Here is a 15,715-nt window from a genome sequence, read left to right on the forward strand (position 1 = left end):
GGGCGCCCATGGTCGTCGTACGGCGAACTACAGCGCTTGCGCTGCCGGCTTCACCATGTTCCGTACCGTGCGGGCCTTCACGAACTCGCCCATTGCTGTCATCTCCCACTCGCCGGAGAACTGGCGGATCAGCTTCGCCATCATCACGCCCGTCTGGGGTTCGGCGTTGGTCAGGTCGAAGCGGACGAGTTCCTCGCCGGTGGCCGCGTCCAGAAGGCGGCAGTAGGCCTTGGCGACCTCGGTGAACTTCTGGCCGGAGAAGGAGTTGACCGTGAAGACCAGGCCGGTGGCGTCCTGCGGGATGCGGCCGAGGTCGACCACGATGACCTCGTCGTCGCCTCCGCCCTCGCCCGTGAGGTTGTCACCGGAGTGCTTGATCGCGCCGCCCAGGATGGACAGCTTGCCGAAGTAGCAGCTGTCGATGTGGTTGCGCTGCGGGCCGTACGCGATGACCGACGCGTCCAGGTCGATGTCCTTGCCGCCGTAGGCGGGCTCCCAGCCGAGACCCATCTTGACCTGGGAGAGCAGCGGGCGGCCGCCCTTGACGAGGGAGACGGTCTGGTTCTTCTGGAGGCTGACCCGGCCCTTGTCGAGGTTGATCTTTCCGGTGCCCGGCGCGGGCGGGCCCGCCGCGGGGGCGGGCGTGGCCGGGGGAGGCGGCGGGGTGGTGGACAGGGACGGGGCCGGCGGGGCCACCGGGGGCTGCATCGTGGGCGTCGGCGGAGCGACCGGCTGGGAAGGGGCGGCGGCCGGCTCCTCCACCGTGACGCCGAAGTCGGTGGCGATGCCCGCCAGGCCGTTGGCGTAGCCCTGGCCGACCGCGCGGGCCTTCCACTGGCCGTTGCGCAGATAGATCTCGACGACCACCAGTGCCGTCTCGGTGCCGAGCTGCGGAGGTGTGAACGTGGCCAGGACGGAGTTGTCGTCCGCGCCTCGGATCGTGGCCGTCGGTTCGATGCCCTGGAAGGTCTGGCCCTGGGCGTCCGGGCTGGCGGTGACCACGATCTTCTCGATGCCCGGCGGGACGGCGGCGGTGTCGACGACGATCGCGTCGGGCGCCGTGCCCCCGCCCGACCGGTATGTCACGCCCGGGCCGACCGGCTGGTTGTAGAAGATGAAGTCGTCGTCGGAGCGCACCTTGCCGTCGCCGGTGAGCAGCAGGCCCGATACGTCGAGCCGCACCGGGGCGGCGACGTCCACCGTCACGCGGGCGGTGGAGAGAGGGATGTTCGAGCCGGGGGTCATAGCTGTCATGCCGGGTGAACGAGCGGGGGCGCTTTACCGTTCCCTTACCCTCCGCCCAATTGGCCGACCTTTTGTCTCGCCCCCGCCGCCCCTTCCCATTCCCGTCCCTGGGGGCTGCGCCCCCAGACCCCGCTTTTCGGCCTGAACGGCCTCGTCCTCAAACGCCGGACGGGCTGGAATCCGGTCGCTGATGAAGATCTCGGGATCCAGGACCCCGTTCGCGAACAGCTCCGCCGCTCGTTCGAAGCTGTGGAGGACGGCCATGGAGCCGGTGATTGTCAGCTCGTGGTTGTAGATCCGATACGGATCGATCGTCACCCGCGTCGCATAGTCCGCCACCCCGAACTGCAGGAACGTCCCCGCCTTCGCCACCCGCCCCAGCCCGTCCTGGATCGCGGCCGCGTTGCCGGTGGCGTCGACCACGACGTCCCACCCCTGCGGCCGCTCCAGCTCGTCCGCGTTCGAAGCCGACCCCGAAACCCCCAGCCGCACCGCCGTCTCCAGCCGCGCCGGGTTCAGGTCCACCACGTCCACGCTCGCCGCCCCGGTGCGCTTGGCGAGCTCCAGCATCATCAGGCCCATCGTCCCCGAGCCGTAGATCAGGACGTGTGCGCCCAGGCGTGACTGCAGTACGTCGTAGCCGCGGACGGCACAGGAAAGAGGCTCCACCAGGGCCGCGTCCTCGGTGCGCACGTGCTCGGGCAGTTTCACGCAGTTCGCCACCGGCGCCACCGCGAACTGCGCCGCGCCTCCGGCCGTCGTGACGCCGATCGCCGCCCAGCGTTCGCAGAGGTTGTTGTGGCCGGTACGGCAGTAGCGGCACTCGTAGCAGTAGAGGGACGGGTCGACCGCCACCCGGTCGCCGACCGCGACCTCCGTGACCTGGGTGCCCACCCCGACGACCCGGCCCGCGAACTCGTGGCCGGGCACGATCGGCAGCTTGGGTGCGAATTCGCCCTGGAGGATGTGCAGGTCCGTGCCGCACAGGCCGCAGGCGGCGACCTCGACGACGACCTCGCGCGGCCCTGGCGTCGGGTCGGGGACCTCGGTGACGACGGCGCGGCCCACGGACTCGATGACGGCGGCCTTCATTTGACGGCTCCCAGTGACAGGCCCTGGACCAGCTTGTCCTGGGCGGCGAACCCCGCGGCGAGCACCGGCAGGGAGATGACGAGCGACGCGGCGCACACCTTCGCCAGGAACAGGCCCTGGCTGGTGATGAAGCCGGTCAGGAAGACGGGTGCCGTCTCGGCCACCACGCCGGTCAGGACTCGGGCGAAGAGAAGTTCGTTCCAGCTGAAGATGAAGCAGATCAGGGCTGTTGCGGCGATGCCGGGCAGGGCGATGGGGGCCACCACGCGCGCGAGGATCGTCGGCAGCTTGGCGCCGTCGATCTGCGCCGCCTCGATCACCGCCACCGGCACCTCGGCGAGGAAGGACTGCATCATCCACACCGCGATCGGCAGGTTCATGGAGGTGTAGAGGACGACCAGCAGCCAGATGTTGTCGAGCATGCCGGTGTTCTTGGCGAACAGGTAGATCGGGAGCAGGCCCGCCACGATCGGCAGCATCTTCGTGGACAGGAAGAAGAACAGGACGTCCGTCCACTTCTTCACCGGGCGGATGGAGAGGGCGTATGCCGCCGGGAGGGCCAGCAGCAGGACCAGGACCGTCGAACCCAGCGACGCCACCGCGGAGTTGACCAGCGCGGGCCAGGGGCTCGCGCCGCCGCCCGTGCCGAAGAACTCGCGGTAGCCGTCGAGGGTGAGGGCGGCGCCGAAGGAGGGCGGGTTGGTCGCCGCGTCCGACTCCGAGTGGAAGGACGTCAGCGCCATCCAGGCGATGGGCAGGAAGAAGACGACGCCGAGCAGCCAGGCCACCAGGCCGAGTCCGACTCCCTTGCGGCGGGGGCTCGTTCGTACGGCGACCGTGCTCATGCGCGGGACACCTCCTCGCGGAACAGGGACGACACCACGCGCAGGGCGAAGGTCGCGATGATGATCGAGCCGATGACCACCAGGACGCCCGCGGCCGAGGCGAGGCCGTTCTCGTGGGCCTGGTAGAAGCTCTGGTAGACGGTGTACGGGAGGTTGGCGGTGCCCAGGCCGCCGGAGGTGATGGTGAAGACGGCGTCGAAGTTCTGGACGATGTAGATCGAGCCGAGCAGGGCGCCCAGCTCCAGATACCTGCGCAGGTGCGGGAGCGTCAGGTGGCGGAAGATCTGCCAGTCGTTCGCGCCGTCCACGCGTGCGGCTTCGAGCTGTTGGCTGTCGCGGCTCTGCAGGCCCGCCAGCAGGATCAGCATCATGAACGGCGTCCACTGCCAGATCAGGGAGGCCTCGACCGCGAGCAGCGGGGTGTTCGAGATCCAGTCCGGCTGCGGGCCGCCCACGTAGTGCAACAGGCCGTTGAGCAGGCCGTATTCGGGGTTGTAGAGGACGTGCTTCCACAGCAGGGCCGCTGCTACCGGGACCACCAGGAAGGGCGCGATCAGCAGAGTGCGGACCACTCCTCGGCCCCGGAACCTCCGGTCGAGGAGCAGCGCGAGCACCAGGCCCAGGACCAGGCTGACCAGGACCACCGTCACCGTCAGCAGGATCGTCGTCCACACCGAGTGGCGCAGGTCGGCGTCGGTCAGCACCTCCTGGTAGTTGTCGAAGCCGGTGAAGTGGCGGGCCTTGGGGTAGAGGGCGTTCCAGTCGAAGAACGAGATCACCAGGGTGGCCACGAACGGCAGCTGGGTCACCACGATCATGAAGACCAGGGCGGGCAGCAGCGGGGCCCGCGTGGACCAGGCGCGCAGCCGGGCGGAGGGCCGGCGTGTCATGCGTACGGGAGTTGCGGTGATGGGGGCGGTTGTCGTGGCGCTCATCGTCCCTCGTACTCCTTCGAGATCTTCTCGGCGAGCTGCTGGGACTTCTTCAGCGCCGAGTCGACGGACTGACGTCCGGCGATCGCCGCGCTGATCTCCTGGGAGACCTTGGTGCCGAGATCGGTGAACTCGGGGATGCCGACGAACTGGATGCCGGGCGCGGGGCGCGGCTGCACTCCCGGGTTGTTGGGCTTGGCGCCCTCGATGGCCTCCCTGGTCATCTCCTGGAAGGCGCCGGCCTCCTTGCGGTAGTCGGCGTTGGTGTACGTCGACGCGCGCTTGCCGGCGGGGACGTTGGACCAGCCGCTGGTGTCGCCGACCAGCTGCTCGTACTGCTTGCTGGACGCCCAGGACACGAACTTCCAGGCCTTGTCGGGGTTGCGGGAGGCCTTCTGGATGCCCCAGGCCCAGGTGTAGAGCCAGCCGGAGGAGTCGGTCTTCTCGACGGGGGCGGGGGCGTAGCCGAGCTTGCCCTTGACGGGGGAGCCCTTGGCCTCCAGGGAGCCGGCGGCGGACGTGGCGTCGTACCACATGGCGACCTTGCCCTGGGTCATGTTGTTGAGGCACTCGGCGAAGCCGGACTGGGCGGCGCCGGACTCGCCGTGGCTGCGCACGAGGTCGACGTAGAACTTCGTCGCCTTCTCGAAGGCGGGGGAGTCGAGTTCGGCCTTCCAGTTCTTGTCGAACCAGGTGCCGCCGAAGGTGTTCACGACGGTGGTGAGCGGTGCCATCAGCTCGCCCCAGCCGGGCAGGCCGCGCAGACAGATGCCGCGCATCCCGGACTTCGCCCCGTCGACCTCGGCGGCGAGCTTCGCCACCTGGTCCCAGGTGGGGTGGGCCGGCATCGTCAGGCCCTTCTCGGCGAAGATGTCCTTGCGGTACATCAGGAAGGACGACTCGCCGTAGAAGGGCTGGCCGTAGAGCTTTCCGTCGTCGGCCGTGAGCGATTGGCGCATCGGTTTGAGGACGTCCTGCTCGTCGTACGCCTGGTCCTTGGCGACGTACGAGTTCATCTCGTGCAGCCAGCTGTTCTTGGCATAGATCGGGATCTCGTAGTTGCTGAGCGTCGCCACGTCGTACTGGCCCGCCTGGTTGGCGAAGTCCTGGCTGATCTTGTCGCGGACGTCGTTCTCCGGCAGGACGGTGAAGTTCACCTTGATGCCGGTCTCCTTGGTGAAGTGCGCGGCGGTGAGTTTCTGCAGCTCCACCATCTGCGGGTTGTTGACCATCAGGACGTTGATCGAGTTGCCGCCGGAACCGGACCCGCCCGCCCCGACCCAACAGCCGGAGAGCAGCGGGGCGAGCAGCGTCCCTGCGGCGGCCATGGCGAGCGTGGCTCGCGGTGGCCGTCGTCGGCTCTGGGTGCGCATGGATCGCTCCTGAACATATGGGGAGATAAAGGGCGGTTACGGGCGTGGGAGTGCCCCGGGGAGGGCGAGTTGGGTTTTCAGGCGTGCGGGTGCGGGCGCGTACGGATCCTCTAGACGCGGATGACCTGTGGGCCCAGCAGTGAGTAGCGGTGGGCCTCGGCCGAGGGGAGCAGGGTGCTCGTGACGATCGTCTCCAGTGCGCCGATGTCCGCGAACCGGCAGAAGCTGACCGCCCCGAACTTGGTGTGCACGCCCGCGAACACCGTGCGGCGGGCGGCCCGGATGGCCTGCGCCTTGACCTCGCTGACCGCGGGGTCGGGGGTGGTCAGGCCGTGCTCGCGGGAGATGCCGTTGGCGCCGATGAAGGCGAGGTCGAGGACGAAACCGGCCAGCATCTTCGTCGTCCAGTGGTCGACGGTGGCCAGCGTGCCGGAGCGGACCCGGCCGCCGAGCAGCAGGACGGAGATGCCGTCGGCCTCGGCAAGTGCGCCCGCGACCGGCAGGGACGCGGTGACCACAGTCAGCGGCCGGTCCCTGGGCAGTGCCTCGGCGATGAGCTGCGGGGTGAAGCCCTCGTCGACGAAGACCGTCTCGGCGTCCCCGAGCAGCTCGGCCGCGGCGGCCGCGATCCGGCGCTTCTCGGGTACGTGGCTGGTGGCGCGGAACTCGAGCGTCGTCTCGAAGCCGGCGCTCTCCACGGGGTAGGCGCCGCCGTGGGTGCGGCGGATCAGGCCGTGGTCCTCCAGGGCGCGCAGATCCCGTCGTACGGTCTCCTTGGCCACGCCCAGTGCGGCGGCGAGCGCGGTGACGTCGACCGAGCCGGTGGCGCGCGCGGCCCGCACGATCTCCCGCTGGCGCTCTTCTGCGGTCTTCGCAGTGTTCGCCGTCATCGCCGTCACCTGCTCTCGTGCCTGCTGCCCGTTCGGGCCCGGTGGGGCCCACGCAGCAAGTTCTACCCTCGGTGTGCGGCACTGACCAGGCCTGTTGCAGGGCCGATGCTGCCCGTGTGTGCCCGTTTGCAGAGCGGAGTGCCCGCCTCGGACCTGCGTGGCTGTGAGCGGGGGCGTGAGATCGGGCAGGTGCGGTGCCCGAATGCGGGAGCGGGCGGGCCCGTTCCGTGCCCGGGCGCTCCGCTGGGAGGGCGCGTTGGGTCGTCGATCGTCTGCGGCGCCGTCGTGGCTCGTCGCGCCCACGCGGCGGAGCCGCATATCGACACAGCCCCGCGCCCCTTTGGGGCGCCCTTCAGGGGCGCCGCCCGAAACCGGCGCCAGGCACCTCAGTACGGCCAGATCGGCGGGTCGCTCACGAAGTGGCCGCCCAGGTAGGCGTGGGCGATGTTGTCGGGGTCCAGGTCGCCCTGGGCGGCGATCAGCTTTTCCGCGTACGGCTCGGAGTCGTCCTGCGGCTCGTAGCCGAGCGCCCGTGCCGTGGACAGGTCCCACCACAGGCGCGTGTTGGCGGAGGAGCCGTAGACGACGGTGTGGCCGACGTTCTCGGCGGTCAGGGCCGCGTGGAAGAGGCGGGCGCCGTCGGCCGGGCTCATCCAGATGGACAGCATGCGCACGCTGGTGGGCTCGGGGAAGCAGGAGCCGATGCGTACCGACACCGTCTCCAGACCGTGCTTGTCCCAGTAGAGCTGTGCGAGGTCCTCGCCGAAGGACTTGGACAGGCCGTAGAAGGTGTCCGGGCGGCGCGGGGTGTCGATGGGAATCAGCACGCTTGAATCAAGAGGTATGTCCCCCTGGGGGCGGGGGGTGAAGCCGACGGCGTGGTTGGAGGAGGCGAAGACGATACGGCCCACGCCCTCCTCCCGCGCGGCCTCGTACAGGTTGTACGTGCCCTCGATGTTCGCCGAGAGGATCTTCTCGAAGGGGGCTTCCAGGGAGATGCCGGCCAGGTGGATGATCGCGTCGACGCCACGCACGGCCTCGCGCAGGGCCTTCTTGTCGGCGAGATCCGCGGTGACGGCGTCCGGGTCGCCCTCGATCGGGCGTACGTCGAGGAGGCGCAGCTCGTAGCCGAAGGCCGGCAGCAGGTTCCGCATCAGGGTGCCGAGCCCGCCGGCGGCGCCGGTGAGCAGAACGGTGCGGGGGGCTGGCATCCTCGCTTCTCCTTCGATTGGCAGGCGCATGCGTGCACGTTATTCACATCCATGGACACGCTAGGGAGCCGCGCCGTACCCCGTCAAGTGCTCTGCGAAATGCGGAAATCCGCTGATGTGATGCCGGTGGGCGCGCTTGACCGGCCATAAAGGGGCACCTTAGCGTGGTGGCGTTCAGAAATGTAGACGCAGATCATGAACATGGAATCGGGAGTGCCCGTGACGCCAGTCCCTCTCGCCGCTCGACTCAGCATCCCCAGCGGGCCGCTGTTCTTCCCGGTCACCGCCTACGGCCCCGACGGCTCGGTCGACCTCGACGTGTACCGCGCCCATGTGCGCCGCGGGGTCGAGGCCGGGGCCGCGGCGGTCTTCGCCTGCTGCGGCACCGGCGAGTTCCATGCGCTCACGCCCGAGGAGTTCGAGGCGTGCGTGCGGGTGGCGGTGGAGGTGGCGGACGGCCGGGTGCCGGTGGTGGCCGGCGCCGGGTACGGCACCGCGCTCGCCGTCCGGTACGCGCGCGTGGCCGAGGCCGCAGGGGCGGACGGGCTGCTCGCCATGCCGCCGTACCTCGTTCTCGCCGGTCAGGAGGGGCTGGTGCGGCACTACCGGGAGGTGGCCGCAGCGACCGCGCTGCCCGTGATCGTCTACCAGCGCGACAACGCCGTGTTCACCCCGGAGTCCGTCGTCGAACTGGCCCGCACGGACGGCGTCATCGGCTTCAAGGACGGCCTCGGCGACCTCGACCTCATGCAGCGCATCGTCAGCGCCGTCCGCACCGAGGTCCCCGGCGACTTCCTCTACTTCAACGGTCTGCCGACCGCCGAACAGACCCAGCTCGCCTACCGCGCGATCGGCGTCCCGCTCTACTCCTCCGCCGTCTTCTGCTTCGCCCCGGAGATCGCGCTCGCCTTCCACCGGGCGCTGGAGTCGGGCGACATCGCCACCGCGCACCGCCTCCTCGACGGCTTCTACGGGCCGTTCGTCGAGCTGCGCGCACAGGGGCGCGGTTACGCCGTCGCCCTGGTCAAGGCGGGCGTACGGCTGCGCGGGCTCGACGTCGGGGAGGTCCGGCCGCCGCTGCACGAGCCCACCCAGGAACATGTCAAGCAGCTCGCCGAACTGATCGAGCGTGGGTATGCGCTGCTGGAAGAGAACAAGTGAAGGCGGAGAGCAAGTGAAGGCATCGACTTTCGTCTACCCCTGGGACGTCAACGGGGACCCGGAGGCCGCGGGCCGCATCGCCGCGCTCGGTGTGCAGCAGGTGACGCTTGCCTCCGCGTACCACTCCACGCGTGCGCTCTCGCCCCGCCACCCGCGCCACCGCATCGTCACCGCCGAGCACGCGGCCGTGCTGTATCCCACCGACGGCCGCTGGGAAGGACGTGTGCTGCGGCCGTACCCGGCCGGGGACTGGGCGCCCGGAGACGCCTACGGTGAGGCGGCCGCGGCCCTCACGGACGCCGGCCTGGAGGTGCACACCTGGGTCGTCCTCGCCCACAACTCCCGCCTGGGCGCCGATCACCCGGGCACCTCCGTCATCAACGCCTACGGCGACCGCTACCCCTGGGCCCCGTGCATCGCGCAGCCCGCCACGCGCGCGTACCTCGTCGACCTGGCCGTCGAGGCGGCCGTACGGCCGGGAGCGCGCGGCACCGAGCTGGAGTCGCTGGGCTGGTACGGGCTGCAGCATCTGCACGCCCACGACAAGACCGGCGGGGTAGGTCTCGGCGACGCCGGAATGTACCTGATGGCCCTCTGCTTCTGCCCCGCCTGCCGGGCCGGCTACGGCGAACAGGGCTTGGACGCCGACGAGTTGGCGGCTGCCGTACGCGAAGCGCTGGAGCCGCTGTGGCAGGGTGCGCCCGACGACGGAGGCTGGGCCGGGGTCGAGAAGCTGCTCGGGGAGGCGAGGGCGGCCGCCACGCGCGCGTGGCGCGACGACACCGCCCGCACGCTCCAGGAGACCGCGGTCCGCGCGGTGCGCGCGGCGGCCCCCGACGGCTTCCAGATCCTTCTGCACGCCGACCCCGTGACGTACCACGTCGGCGCCAACCCGGGCGTGGACCCCGCCCACATCCTGTCCGTCGCGGACGGCGTGGTCGTACCGTGCGTCGGCGGTACGGCCCTGCTGACACCCTTCACCGAGCAGGGCCGGGAAGGCGCGGTCATCGCCGCCAACTTCCCCGTGGTCGCGGGAATGGGCGGCAGCCCGGAGGCACTGTCCGCGAACGCCGTACAGGCAGGCCGACGGGGAGCGACCGAACTGCGCTTGTATCACGCCGGGTTGGCGTCGGACGGGGACTTGGAGGCGGTGCGGTCGGCGCTCGCCGGGCTTTGAGGGGCCCCGGGGTGGCGGTGGTCGGCAGGGCTGTGCCGGGGGCCTGCTGGCGGTATTCGCCGGGGATGGCCGGTAGCCCGGATGCGCTGGCCGCGGGGGCGGGCGCGGTGGCGAGGGCGGGTGAACTGCGGTTGTGTGAGGCCGGGTTGGCGTCGGACGGGGACTTGGAGGCGGTGCGGTCGGCGCTCGCCGGGCTTTGAAGGAGCCGGGCTGTCGTGGTCACTAGGACAGCGCCGAGGGTGAGCAGCAGGGGGCGGTGGTCGGTGAGTTCGACCAGGGCCGCCCCCGCGGCCAGCCCGAGCACGTTCGGTGTGAAGAGCAGTGTGTTGGCCGTGGCGGCCGTACGGCCCAGCAGGTCGTTCGGTGTCCCGCGTTGCACGGCGGTCAGTGCGGTGATCAGGACGCAGGGCAGCCCGGCCCCGATCGCCGCGCTGCACACCAGGGCCACCGGGTCCCAGGGGACGGCTCGCGCGGCGATCGCGACGCCCGTGAGGGCGATTCCGCAGGCCGCGAAGCGGTGTCCGCCCAGGCGGCGCAGGGCCGGTCCGGAGGCCAGACCGATCGTGACCGAGCCGAGGCCCTGGACGGCGTACAGGACACCGGCGTAGGCGGGGGAGTGCCCGAGGCCGTCGATGACGGCGTAGAGCAGGGCCCCGGACAGCCCCGCGCAGAACATCGTGGTGCCGCCCGCCAGGACGAGGGGGCGCAGCCGGGCGTGGTTCCACAGGTATCCGATGCCCTCCACGGCCCGTGCCCGCCGGCCGCTCGTGGGCGGCTGCGGCCTTTCCTCGCGGACGCGCAGCAGGGCGTACACGCCGGTGGCCAGCACGAACGTGACGGCATCCAGCAGGGCGACGCTCGGGCCGCCGTACGCCGCGAAGAGGGCCGCACCCGCGAGCGGGGCGACCAGCTTCATGCCCTCGGTCGCCGTCATGCGCAGCCCGTTGAAGTCGCCCAGCAGCGACCGGTCGACCGCGGCCGCGACAAGGGCCGACTCGGCCGCGTCATGGACGACGCCCGCGGCGCCGTACACGAACAGGACCGTGTAGAGCAGCCACAGCCGGCTCGGGGAATCGACGGCGAAGAGGGTGAGCAGGAGGGCGGCCAGGAGGAGGTTCGCGCCGATGAGAAGGGGTTTGCGGCGGACCCGGTCGGCGAGGGTGCCGAGCAGAGGGCCGGCGAGCGTGGGCGCCCACATGGCGAGCAGGCACAGCGCGGCCAGTCCGTCCGAGCCGGTCAGCTCCTTGACCCACACGCCGGACGCCAGCCACAACGCCGACGTCCCGAAGCCGGAGATCACCACGCCCGCCAGATACAGCCCCGCGTTGCGGTCCCGCAGAACCCGCACCACTGCCCATGTCGATGTCGTCATGCCTGGCCATCGTGGGTCTAAGGCCCCCGGCGGGGGATGAGGCAAGTGCCTTATGAGCGAGTCCGTGCGGGCCGGACGGGTGGAGACCGGGCTGCGATGAGTTTCGGGGGCACGGTCGGTCCACATCCAGGAGACACAACCGTGAGGAGCAGTGCATGACTGACACGACCCTCGACCTCGGACCCCAGACCCGCGTCATCGCACGGCTTGCGGAGGGCGTGAGCGACGAGCAGCTGGCGGACGCGACGCCCTGTCCGGGCTGCGCGGTGCGCAACATGCTGGGCCATCTGCTAGGACTGTCCGTCGCCTTCCGCGACGCGGCCCGCAAGGACCTGGGCGTCACGACGAACACCGCCCCGGAAGCCGCCGCACCCGACATCGGCCCCGGCTGGCGCGTGGAGCTCCCGAAGGTCCTGGACGAACTCGCCGACGCCTGGCGGGACCCGGCCGCCTGGACCGGCATGACCCGCGCGGGCGGCGTGGATCTCCCCGGCGAGGTCGCCGCTGTCGTCGCCGTCGACGAGCTCGTGATCCACGGCTGGGACCTGGCCCGCGCCACCGGCCAGGACTACACCCCCGACCCGGCCGCGCTGCAGGCCTCGCACGACTTCCTGCTGGCCGCGGCGAACGACCCGAGCCGGGGCGGCGGCATCTTCGGGCCCGTGGTGCCGGTACCGCCGCAGGCTCCGCTGCTCGAACGGGCGGTGGGGCTGAGCGGGCGCGACCCCGGCTGGACGCCGTAGAGGACGTGGCATCGGTGCCGGGGGCGTCCAGCGCAACCCGCTGAACCGCCCCCGGTCGCCACCTGGGCAACCCCAACTTCCTTTGTCAGAAGCATTGACGAAACATGCGCCCACTCCTACCTTCAACGCGTCGTACTTCGTACGTCATATATGAGACGCGATACGCGAGATCAGATACCCGAGATCTGATACGTGACTTCCGAGAGGCGCGCATGACCTCTGTGCCCACCCCGATCCCGTCCCGCACGCAGTACGTGCTGGACGCGATCAAACACCGCATCCTCACCGGCCAGTTGACGCCGGGCCAGGCCCTGGTCGAGACCGAGCTCGCCGCACAGTTCGGGGTGTCCAAGACCCCCGTGCGCGAGGCGCTCAAGACCCTGGCCGGCACCGGGCTCGTCGTGATGAGCCAGTACAAGGGCGTCACGGTGCGCATGGTGGACGCGGACATGGCGCGCGAGGTGTACGACGTGCGGCTGCTGCTGGAGCCCGAGGCGCTCAGGCGGGCGGTGCGGCGAGGAGCCTCACTCGACTCCGCACGCACCGCGCTGACCAGGGCCGACGACGCCACCGACACCGCCGAACGGTCCCTCGCCAACCGGGAGTTCCACCGCGCCCTGTACCTGCCCTGCGGCAACCCGCTGCTCGGCCGCATGCTCGACGAGGTCCGCGACCAGGCGGCCCTCGTCTCCGCCGTGGCCTGGGCTGCCTCACCCTCCTGGGAGCGGGAGGCCGGCGAGCACCGGGAGATCCTGCGTCTCGCCCTGGAGGGCGACGCCGACGGTGCGGCACGCGCCCTGCACGCCCATATCGCGTCCTTCGTCGAGCGAGCGTTCCCCCAGGCAACCGACCAGGCAGCGAACCAGGAAGGCACCGCATGAGCAGCGTGGCGTTCGAGACCCAACGGGCGGCCCTGGCCGACGTGGTGGCGATCCCGGTGACCCCGTTCGCCGAGGACGGCACCGTCGACCAGGACGCCCACCGGGCCCTGCTGCGTCGGCTGGTCGAGGGCGGTATCGGCATCCTCACCCCCAACGGAAACACCGGCGAGTTCTACGCCCTCGCCCCCGAAGAGCGCCGTCTCGTCACGGAATTGACCATCGAGGAGACCGGCGACCGCGCCGCGATCCTCGTCGGCGTCGGCCACGACCTGCCCACCGCCATCGCCTCCGCACGGCACGCCCGCGAGCACGGCGCCCAGATGGTGATGGTCCATCAGCCCGTCCACCCGTACGTCTCCCAGGGCGGCTGGGCCGACTACCACCGCGCCATCGCCGAGGCCGTCCCCGAACTGGGCGTCGTCCCCTACATCCGCAACGCCCAGCTGGCCGGCGCCCGCCTCGCCGAACTCGCCGACGCCTGCCCGAACGTCATCGGCGTCAAGTACGCCGTCCCGGACGCCGCCAGGTTCGCCGCCTTCGCACGGGACGCGGGGCTCGACCGCTTCGTGTGGGTCGCCGGTCTCGCCGAGCCCTACGCGCCCTCCTACTTCTCCGGGGGCGCCACCGGCTTCACCTCCGGACTCGTGAACGTCGCCCCGTCCGTCTCGCTGAACATGATCGAAGCGCTTCGATTCGGCGACTACCCGGCCGCCATGAAGGTCTGGGAGCAGATCCGCCGCTTCGAGGAACTCCGCGCGGCGCACGGCTCCGCCAACAACGTCACCGTCGTCAAGGAGGCCCTCGCCTCCCTCGGCCTGTGCCGCCGCGACGTCCGCCCGCCGAGCAGCACCCTTTCCGAGGACGAGCGCGCCGAGGTCGCCGCCATAGCCGCCGGATGGTCGATATGACCGACAGAATGCGTCCCGAGGAACTCAGAAGCCATCAGTGGTACGGCACCGAGGGCCGGCTGCGCACCTGGTCGCACAACGCCCGTATGCGCCAGCTGGGTTACGAGGGGGAGGAGTACCGGGGCCGCCCGGCGATCGCCGTCCTCAACACCTGGTCCGACATCAACCCCTGCCATGTCCATCTGCGCGAGCGGGCCGAGGCGGTCAAGCGGGGCGTGTGGCAGGCCGGTGGCTTCCCGCTCGAGTTCCCCGTCGCCACGCTCTCGGAGACCTACCAGAAGCCCACCCCGATGCTCTACCGCAACCTCCTCGCGATGGAGACGGAGGAGCTGCTGCGGTCGTATCCGGTGGACGCCGCGGTGCTGCTCGGCGGCTGCGACAAGTCGACGCCGGCTTTGCTCATGGGCGCGGCCTCGGCCGACGTGCCGTCGGTCTTCGTGCCCGCGGGACCTATGCTGCCGGGGCACTGGCGCGGTGAGACCCTCGGGTCCGGCACCGACATGTGGAAGTACTGGGACGAGCACCGCGCGGGCAACATCACGGACTGCGAACTGCGGGAGCTGCAGGGCGGGTTGGCGCGATCGCCCGGTCACTGCATGACCATGGGGACGGCGTCCACGATGACCGCGGCCGCCGAAGTCCTCGGTATGACGCTGCCGGGCGCCTCCTCGGTCCCCGCCGTCGACTCCGGGCACGAGCGGATGGCCGCCGCCTCCGGCCGCCGCGCCGTGGACCTCGCCTGGACCGGGCTAAAGCCGTCCGGGATCCTCACCCGTGAGGCCTTCGAGGACGCCGTCACCACGGTGCTCGGGCTCGGCGGCTCCACCAACGCGGTCATCCATCTGATCGCGATGGCGGGCCGCTGCCAAGTCCCGCTCACCCTCGACGACTTCGACCGCATCGCGCGTACCGTGCCGGTGCTGGCCAACGTCCGTCCCGGCGGACAGACGTACCTCATGGAGGACTTCTACTTCGCCGGCGGCCTGCCCGCCTTCCTCTCGCGGATCACCGACCTGCTGCACCTGGACCGGCCGACGGTCAACGGCACCCTGGGCGAACAGATCGAGGGCGCCGTCGTCCACGACGACGACGTCATCCGCACCCGCGAGAACCCCGTCGCCGCCGAGGGCGGAGTCGCCGTCCTGCGCGGCAACCTCTGCCCCGACGGCGCCGTCATCAAGCACATCTCCGCCGAACAGCACCTGCTCAAGCACACCGGCCCCGCGGTCGTCTTCGACGACTACAAGTCCATGCAACGCACCATCAACGACCCGGAGTTGCACATCACCGCCGACAGCGTGCTGGTGCTGCGCAACGCCGGACCCAAGGGCGGCCCGGGCATGCCCGAGTACGGCATGCTGCCCATCCCGGACCGCCTGCTCAAGCAGGGCGTGCGGGACATGGTCCGCATCTCCGACGCACGGATGAGCGGCACGAGTTACGGCGCGTGCGCGCTGCACGTCGCGCCCGAGTCGTACGTCGGCGGACCTCTTGCACTCGTGCGGACGGGGGACTCGATCACCCTCGACGTCGAAGCGCGATCCCTCCAACTCAACGTCGACGACGAGGAGTTGGAGCGGCGCAGGGCGGAGTGGACGCCACCGCCCACCCGTTACGAGCGCGGCTACGGGGCGCTCTACAACGAACAGATCACCCAGGCAGACACAGGCTGCGACTTCAAGTTCCTGGCCAGGCAAGGCAAGGCCCCAGCCCCGTACGCCGGTTGACAGCAGCCCCGTAAGGGGCGCGGGGCTGTATCGATATGCAGCTCCGCCGCGTGGGCGCGACAAGCCACATCACACCCGCACTCGCCACACAACAGCAAGAGGCACCCTGTACCGCGAAATCCAGGCGGACCCCTGCACAACGAGAAAGCGCTTCCTGC

The 15,715-nt window shown here is 70.5% G+C and carries 13 protein-coding genes and 1 pseudogene; 6 read left to right on the forward strand and 8 right to left on the reverse strand.

Annotated features, from left to right (window positions below):
* Nucleotides 1-27: 27 nt before the first annotated feature.
* The 7 genes from IH68_RS0113230 to IH68_RS0113260 all read right to left on the reverse strand — a co-directional run bounded on the left by IH68_RS0113230 (nucleotide 28) and on the right by IH68_RS0113260 (nucleotide 7,588).
* Complete coding sequence (locus IH68_RS0113230) at nucleotides 28-1,245, reverse strand: TerD family protein (protein WP_030933476.1); 1,218 nt, start codon at nucleotides 1,243-1,245, stop codon at nucleotides 28-30.
* Nucleotides 1,246-1,278: 33 nt separating this feature from the next.
* Nucleotides 1,279-2,337 (reverse strand): zinc-dependent alcohol dehydrogenase family protein, encoded by a 1,059-nt coding sequence (locus tag IH68_RS0113235; protein WP_420718984.1) that lies wholly within the window; start codon nucleotides 2,335-2,337, stop codon nucleotides 1,279-1,281.
* A complete protein-coding gene (locus IH68_RS0113240; RefSeq protein ID WP_030933480.1) occupies nucleotides 2,334-3,182 on the reverse strand; it encodes a carbohydrate ABC transporter permease in 849 nt (282 codons plus the stop codon). Before IH68_RS0113240 ends, IH68_RS0113235 begins: the two co-directional genes overlap by 4 nt.
* On the reverse strand, nucleotides 3,179-4,117 hold the full coding sequence (locus IH68_RS0113245; RefSeq protein ID WP_030933482.1) for a carbohydrate ABC transporter permease: 939 nt from the start codon (nucleotides 4,115-4,117) through the stop codon (nucleotides 3,179-3,181). The genes IH68_RS0113240 and IH68_RS0113245 overlap by 4 nt, the downstream gene beginning before the upstream one ends.
* Entirely contained in the window at nucleotides 4,114-5,487 is a 1,374-nt protein-coding gene (locus tag IH68_RS0113250; protein WP_030933485.1) for an ABC transporter substrate-binding protein, read from the reverse strand. Before IH68_RS0113250 ends, IH68_RS0113245 begins: the two co-directional genes overlap by 4 nt.
* Nucleotides 5,488-5,597: 110 nt before the next feature.
* Entirely contained in the window at nucleotides 5,598-6,377 is a 780-nt protein-coding gene (locus tag IH68_RS0113255; RefSeq protein ID WP_030933489.1) for a DeoR/GlpR family DNA-binding transcription regulator, read from the reverse strand.
* 386 nt (nucleotides 6,378-6,763) lie between these two features.
* Complete coding sequence (locus IH68_RS0113260; RefSeq protein ID WP_030933492.1) at nucleotides 6,764-7,588, reverse strand: NAD-dependent epimerase/dehydratase family protein; 825 nt, start codon at nucleotides 7,586-7,588, stop codon at nucleotides 6,764-6,766.
* Between the two features lie 219 nt (nucleotides 7,589-7,807).
* On the opposite strand from IH68_RS0113260, the gene IH68_RS0113265 reads away from it, so the two are divergent.
* Entirely contained in the window at nucleotides 7,808-8,749 is a 942-nt protein-coding gene (locus IH68_RS0113265; protein ID WP_030933495.1) for a 5-dehydro-4-deoxyglucarate dehydratase, read from the forward strand.
* A 13-nt stretch (nucleotides 8,750-8,762) separates the two neighbouring features.
* Complete coding sequence (locus IH68_RS57965; RefSeq protein ID WP_030933498.1) at nucleotides 8,763-9,926, forward strand: hypothetical protein; 1,164 nt, start codon at nucleotides 8,763-8,765, stop codon at nucleotides 9,924-9,926.
* Between the two features lie 139 nt (nucleotides 9,927-10,065).
* Here IH68_RS57965 and IH68_RS0113275 read toward each other — a convergent pair.
* A pseudogene (locus tag IH68_RS0113275) lies at nucleotides 10,066-11,298 on the reverse strand (MFS transporter); the annotation flags it as partial.
* Between the two features lie 155 nt (nucleotides 11,299-11,453).
* Between IH68_RS0113275 and IH68_RS0113280 the strand changes: the two are divergent.
* The 4 genes from IH68_RS0113280 to araD all read left to right on the forward strand — a co-directional run bounded on the left by IH68_RS0113280 (nucleotide 11,454) and on the right by araD (nucleotide 15,557).
* Nucleotides 11,454-12,041 (forward strand): TIGR03086 family metal-binding protein, encoded by a 588-nt coding sequence (locus IH68_RS0113280; protein WP_030933505.1) that lies wholly within the window; start codon nucleotides 11,454-11,456, stop codon nucleotides 12,039-12,041.
* A 212-nt stretch (nucleotides 12,042-12,253) separates the two neighbouring features.
* The gene (locus IH68_RS0113285; RefSeq protein WP_030933509.1) at nucleotides 12,254-12,922 is read left to right on the forward strand and encodes a GntR family transcriptional regulator; all 669 of its coding nucleotides are present in this window, start codon (nucleotides 12,254-12,256) and stop codon (nucleotides 12,920-12,922) included.
* A complete protein-coding gene (locus tag IH68_RS0113290) occupies nucleotides 12,919-13,830 on the forward strand; it encodes a dihydrodipicolinate synthase family protein (protein ID WP_030933511.1) in 912 nt (303 codons plus the stop codon). The genes IH68_RS0113285 and IH68_RS0113290 overlap by 4 nt, the downstream gene beginning before the upstream one ends.
* Nucleotides 13,827-15,557: an L-arabinonate dehydratase gene (gene araD / locus IH68_RS0113295; protein WP_030933514.1), complete on the forward strand. Its 1,731-nt coding sequence runs from the start codon at nucleotides 13,827-13,829 to the stop codon at nucleotides 15,555-15,557. The genes IH68_RS0113290 and araD overlap by 4 nt, the downstream gene beginning before the upstream one ends.
* Nucleotides 15,558-15,715 lie beyond the last annotated feature (158 nt).

It is taken from the genome of Streptomyces sp. NRRL S-646 (assembly GCF_000720765.1).
In the GTDB taxonomy this organism is placed as follows: Bacteria; Actinomycetota; Actinomycetes; order Streptomycetales; family Streptomycetaceae; genus Streptomyces.

Coding starts and splice junctions, on each gene's coding strand:
- IH68_RS0113230 (WP_030933476.1), bottom strand. CDS start 1,245: ATGACCCCCGGCTCGAACATCCCTCTCTCCACCGCCCGCGTGACGGTG.
- IH68_RS0113235 (WP_420718984.1), bottom strand. CDS start 2,337: ATGAAGGCCGCCGTCATCGAGTCCGTGGGCCGCGCCGTCGTCACCGAG.
- IH68_RS0113240 (WP_030933480.1), bottom strand. CDS start 3,182: ATGAGCACGGTCGCCGTACGAACGAGCCCCCGCCGCAAGGGAGTCGGA.
- IH68_RS0113245 (WP_030933482.1), bottom strand. CDS start 4,117: ATGAGCGCCACGACAACCGCCCCCATCACCGCAACTCCCGTACGCATG.
- IH68_RS0113250 (WP_030933485.1), bottom strand. CDS start 5,487: ATGCGCACCCAGAGCCGACGACGGCCACCGCGAGCCACGCTCGCCATG.
- IH68_RS0113255 (WP_030933489.1), bottom strand. CDS start 6,377: ATGACGGCGAACACTGCGAAGACCGCAGAAGAGCGCCAGCGGGAGATC.
- IH68_RS0113260 (WP_030933492.1), bottom strand. CDS start 7,588: ATGCCAGCCCCCCGCACCGTTCTGCTCACCGGCGCCGCCGGCGGGCTC.
- IH68_RS0113280 (WP_030933505.1), top strand. CDS start 11,454: ATGACTGACACGACCCTCGACCTCGGACCCCAGACCCGCGTCATCGCA.
- IH68_RS0113285 (WP_030933509.1), top strand. CDS start 12,254: ATGACCTCTGTGCCCACCCCGATCCCGTCCCGCACGCAGTACGTGCTG.
- IH68_RS0113290 (WP_030933511.1), top strand. CDS start 12,919: ATGAGCAGCGTGGCGTTCGAGACCCAACGGGCGGCCCTGGCCGACGTG.
- araD (WP_030933514.1), top strand. CDS start 13,827: ATGACCGACAGAATGCGTCCCGAGGAACTCAGAAGCCATCAGTGGTAC.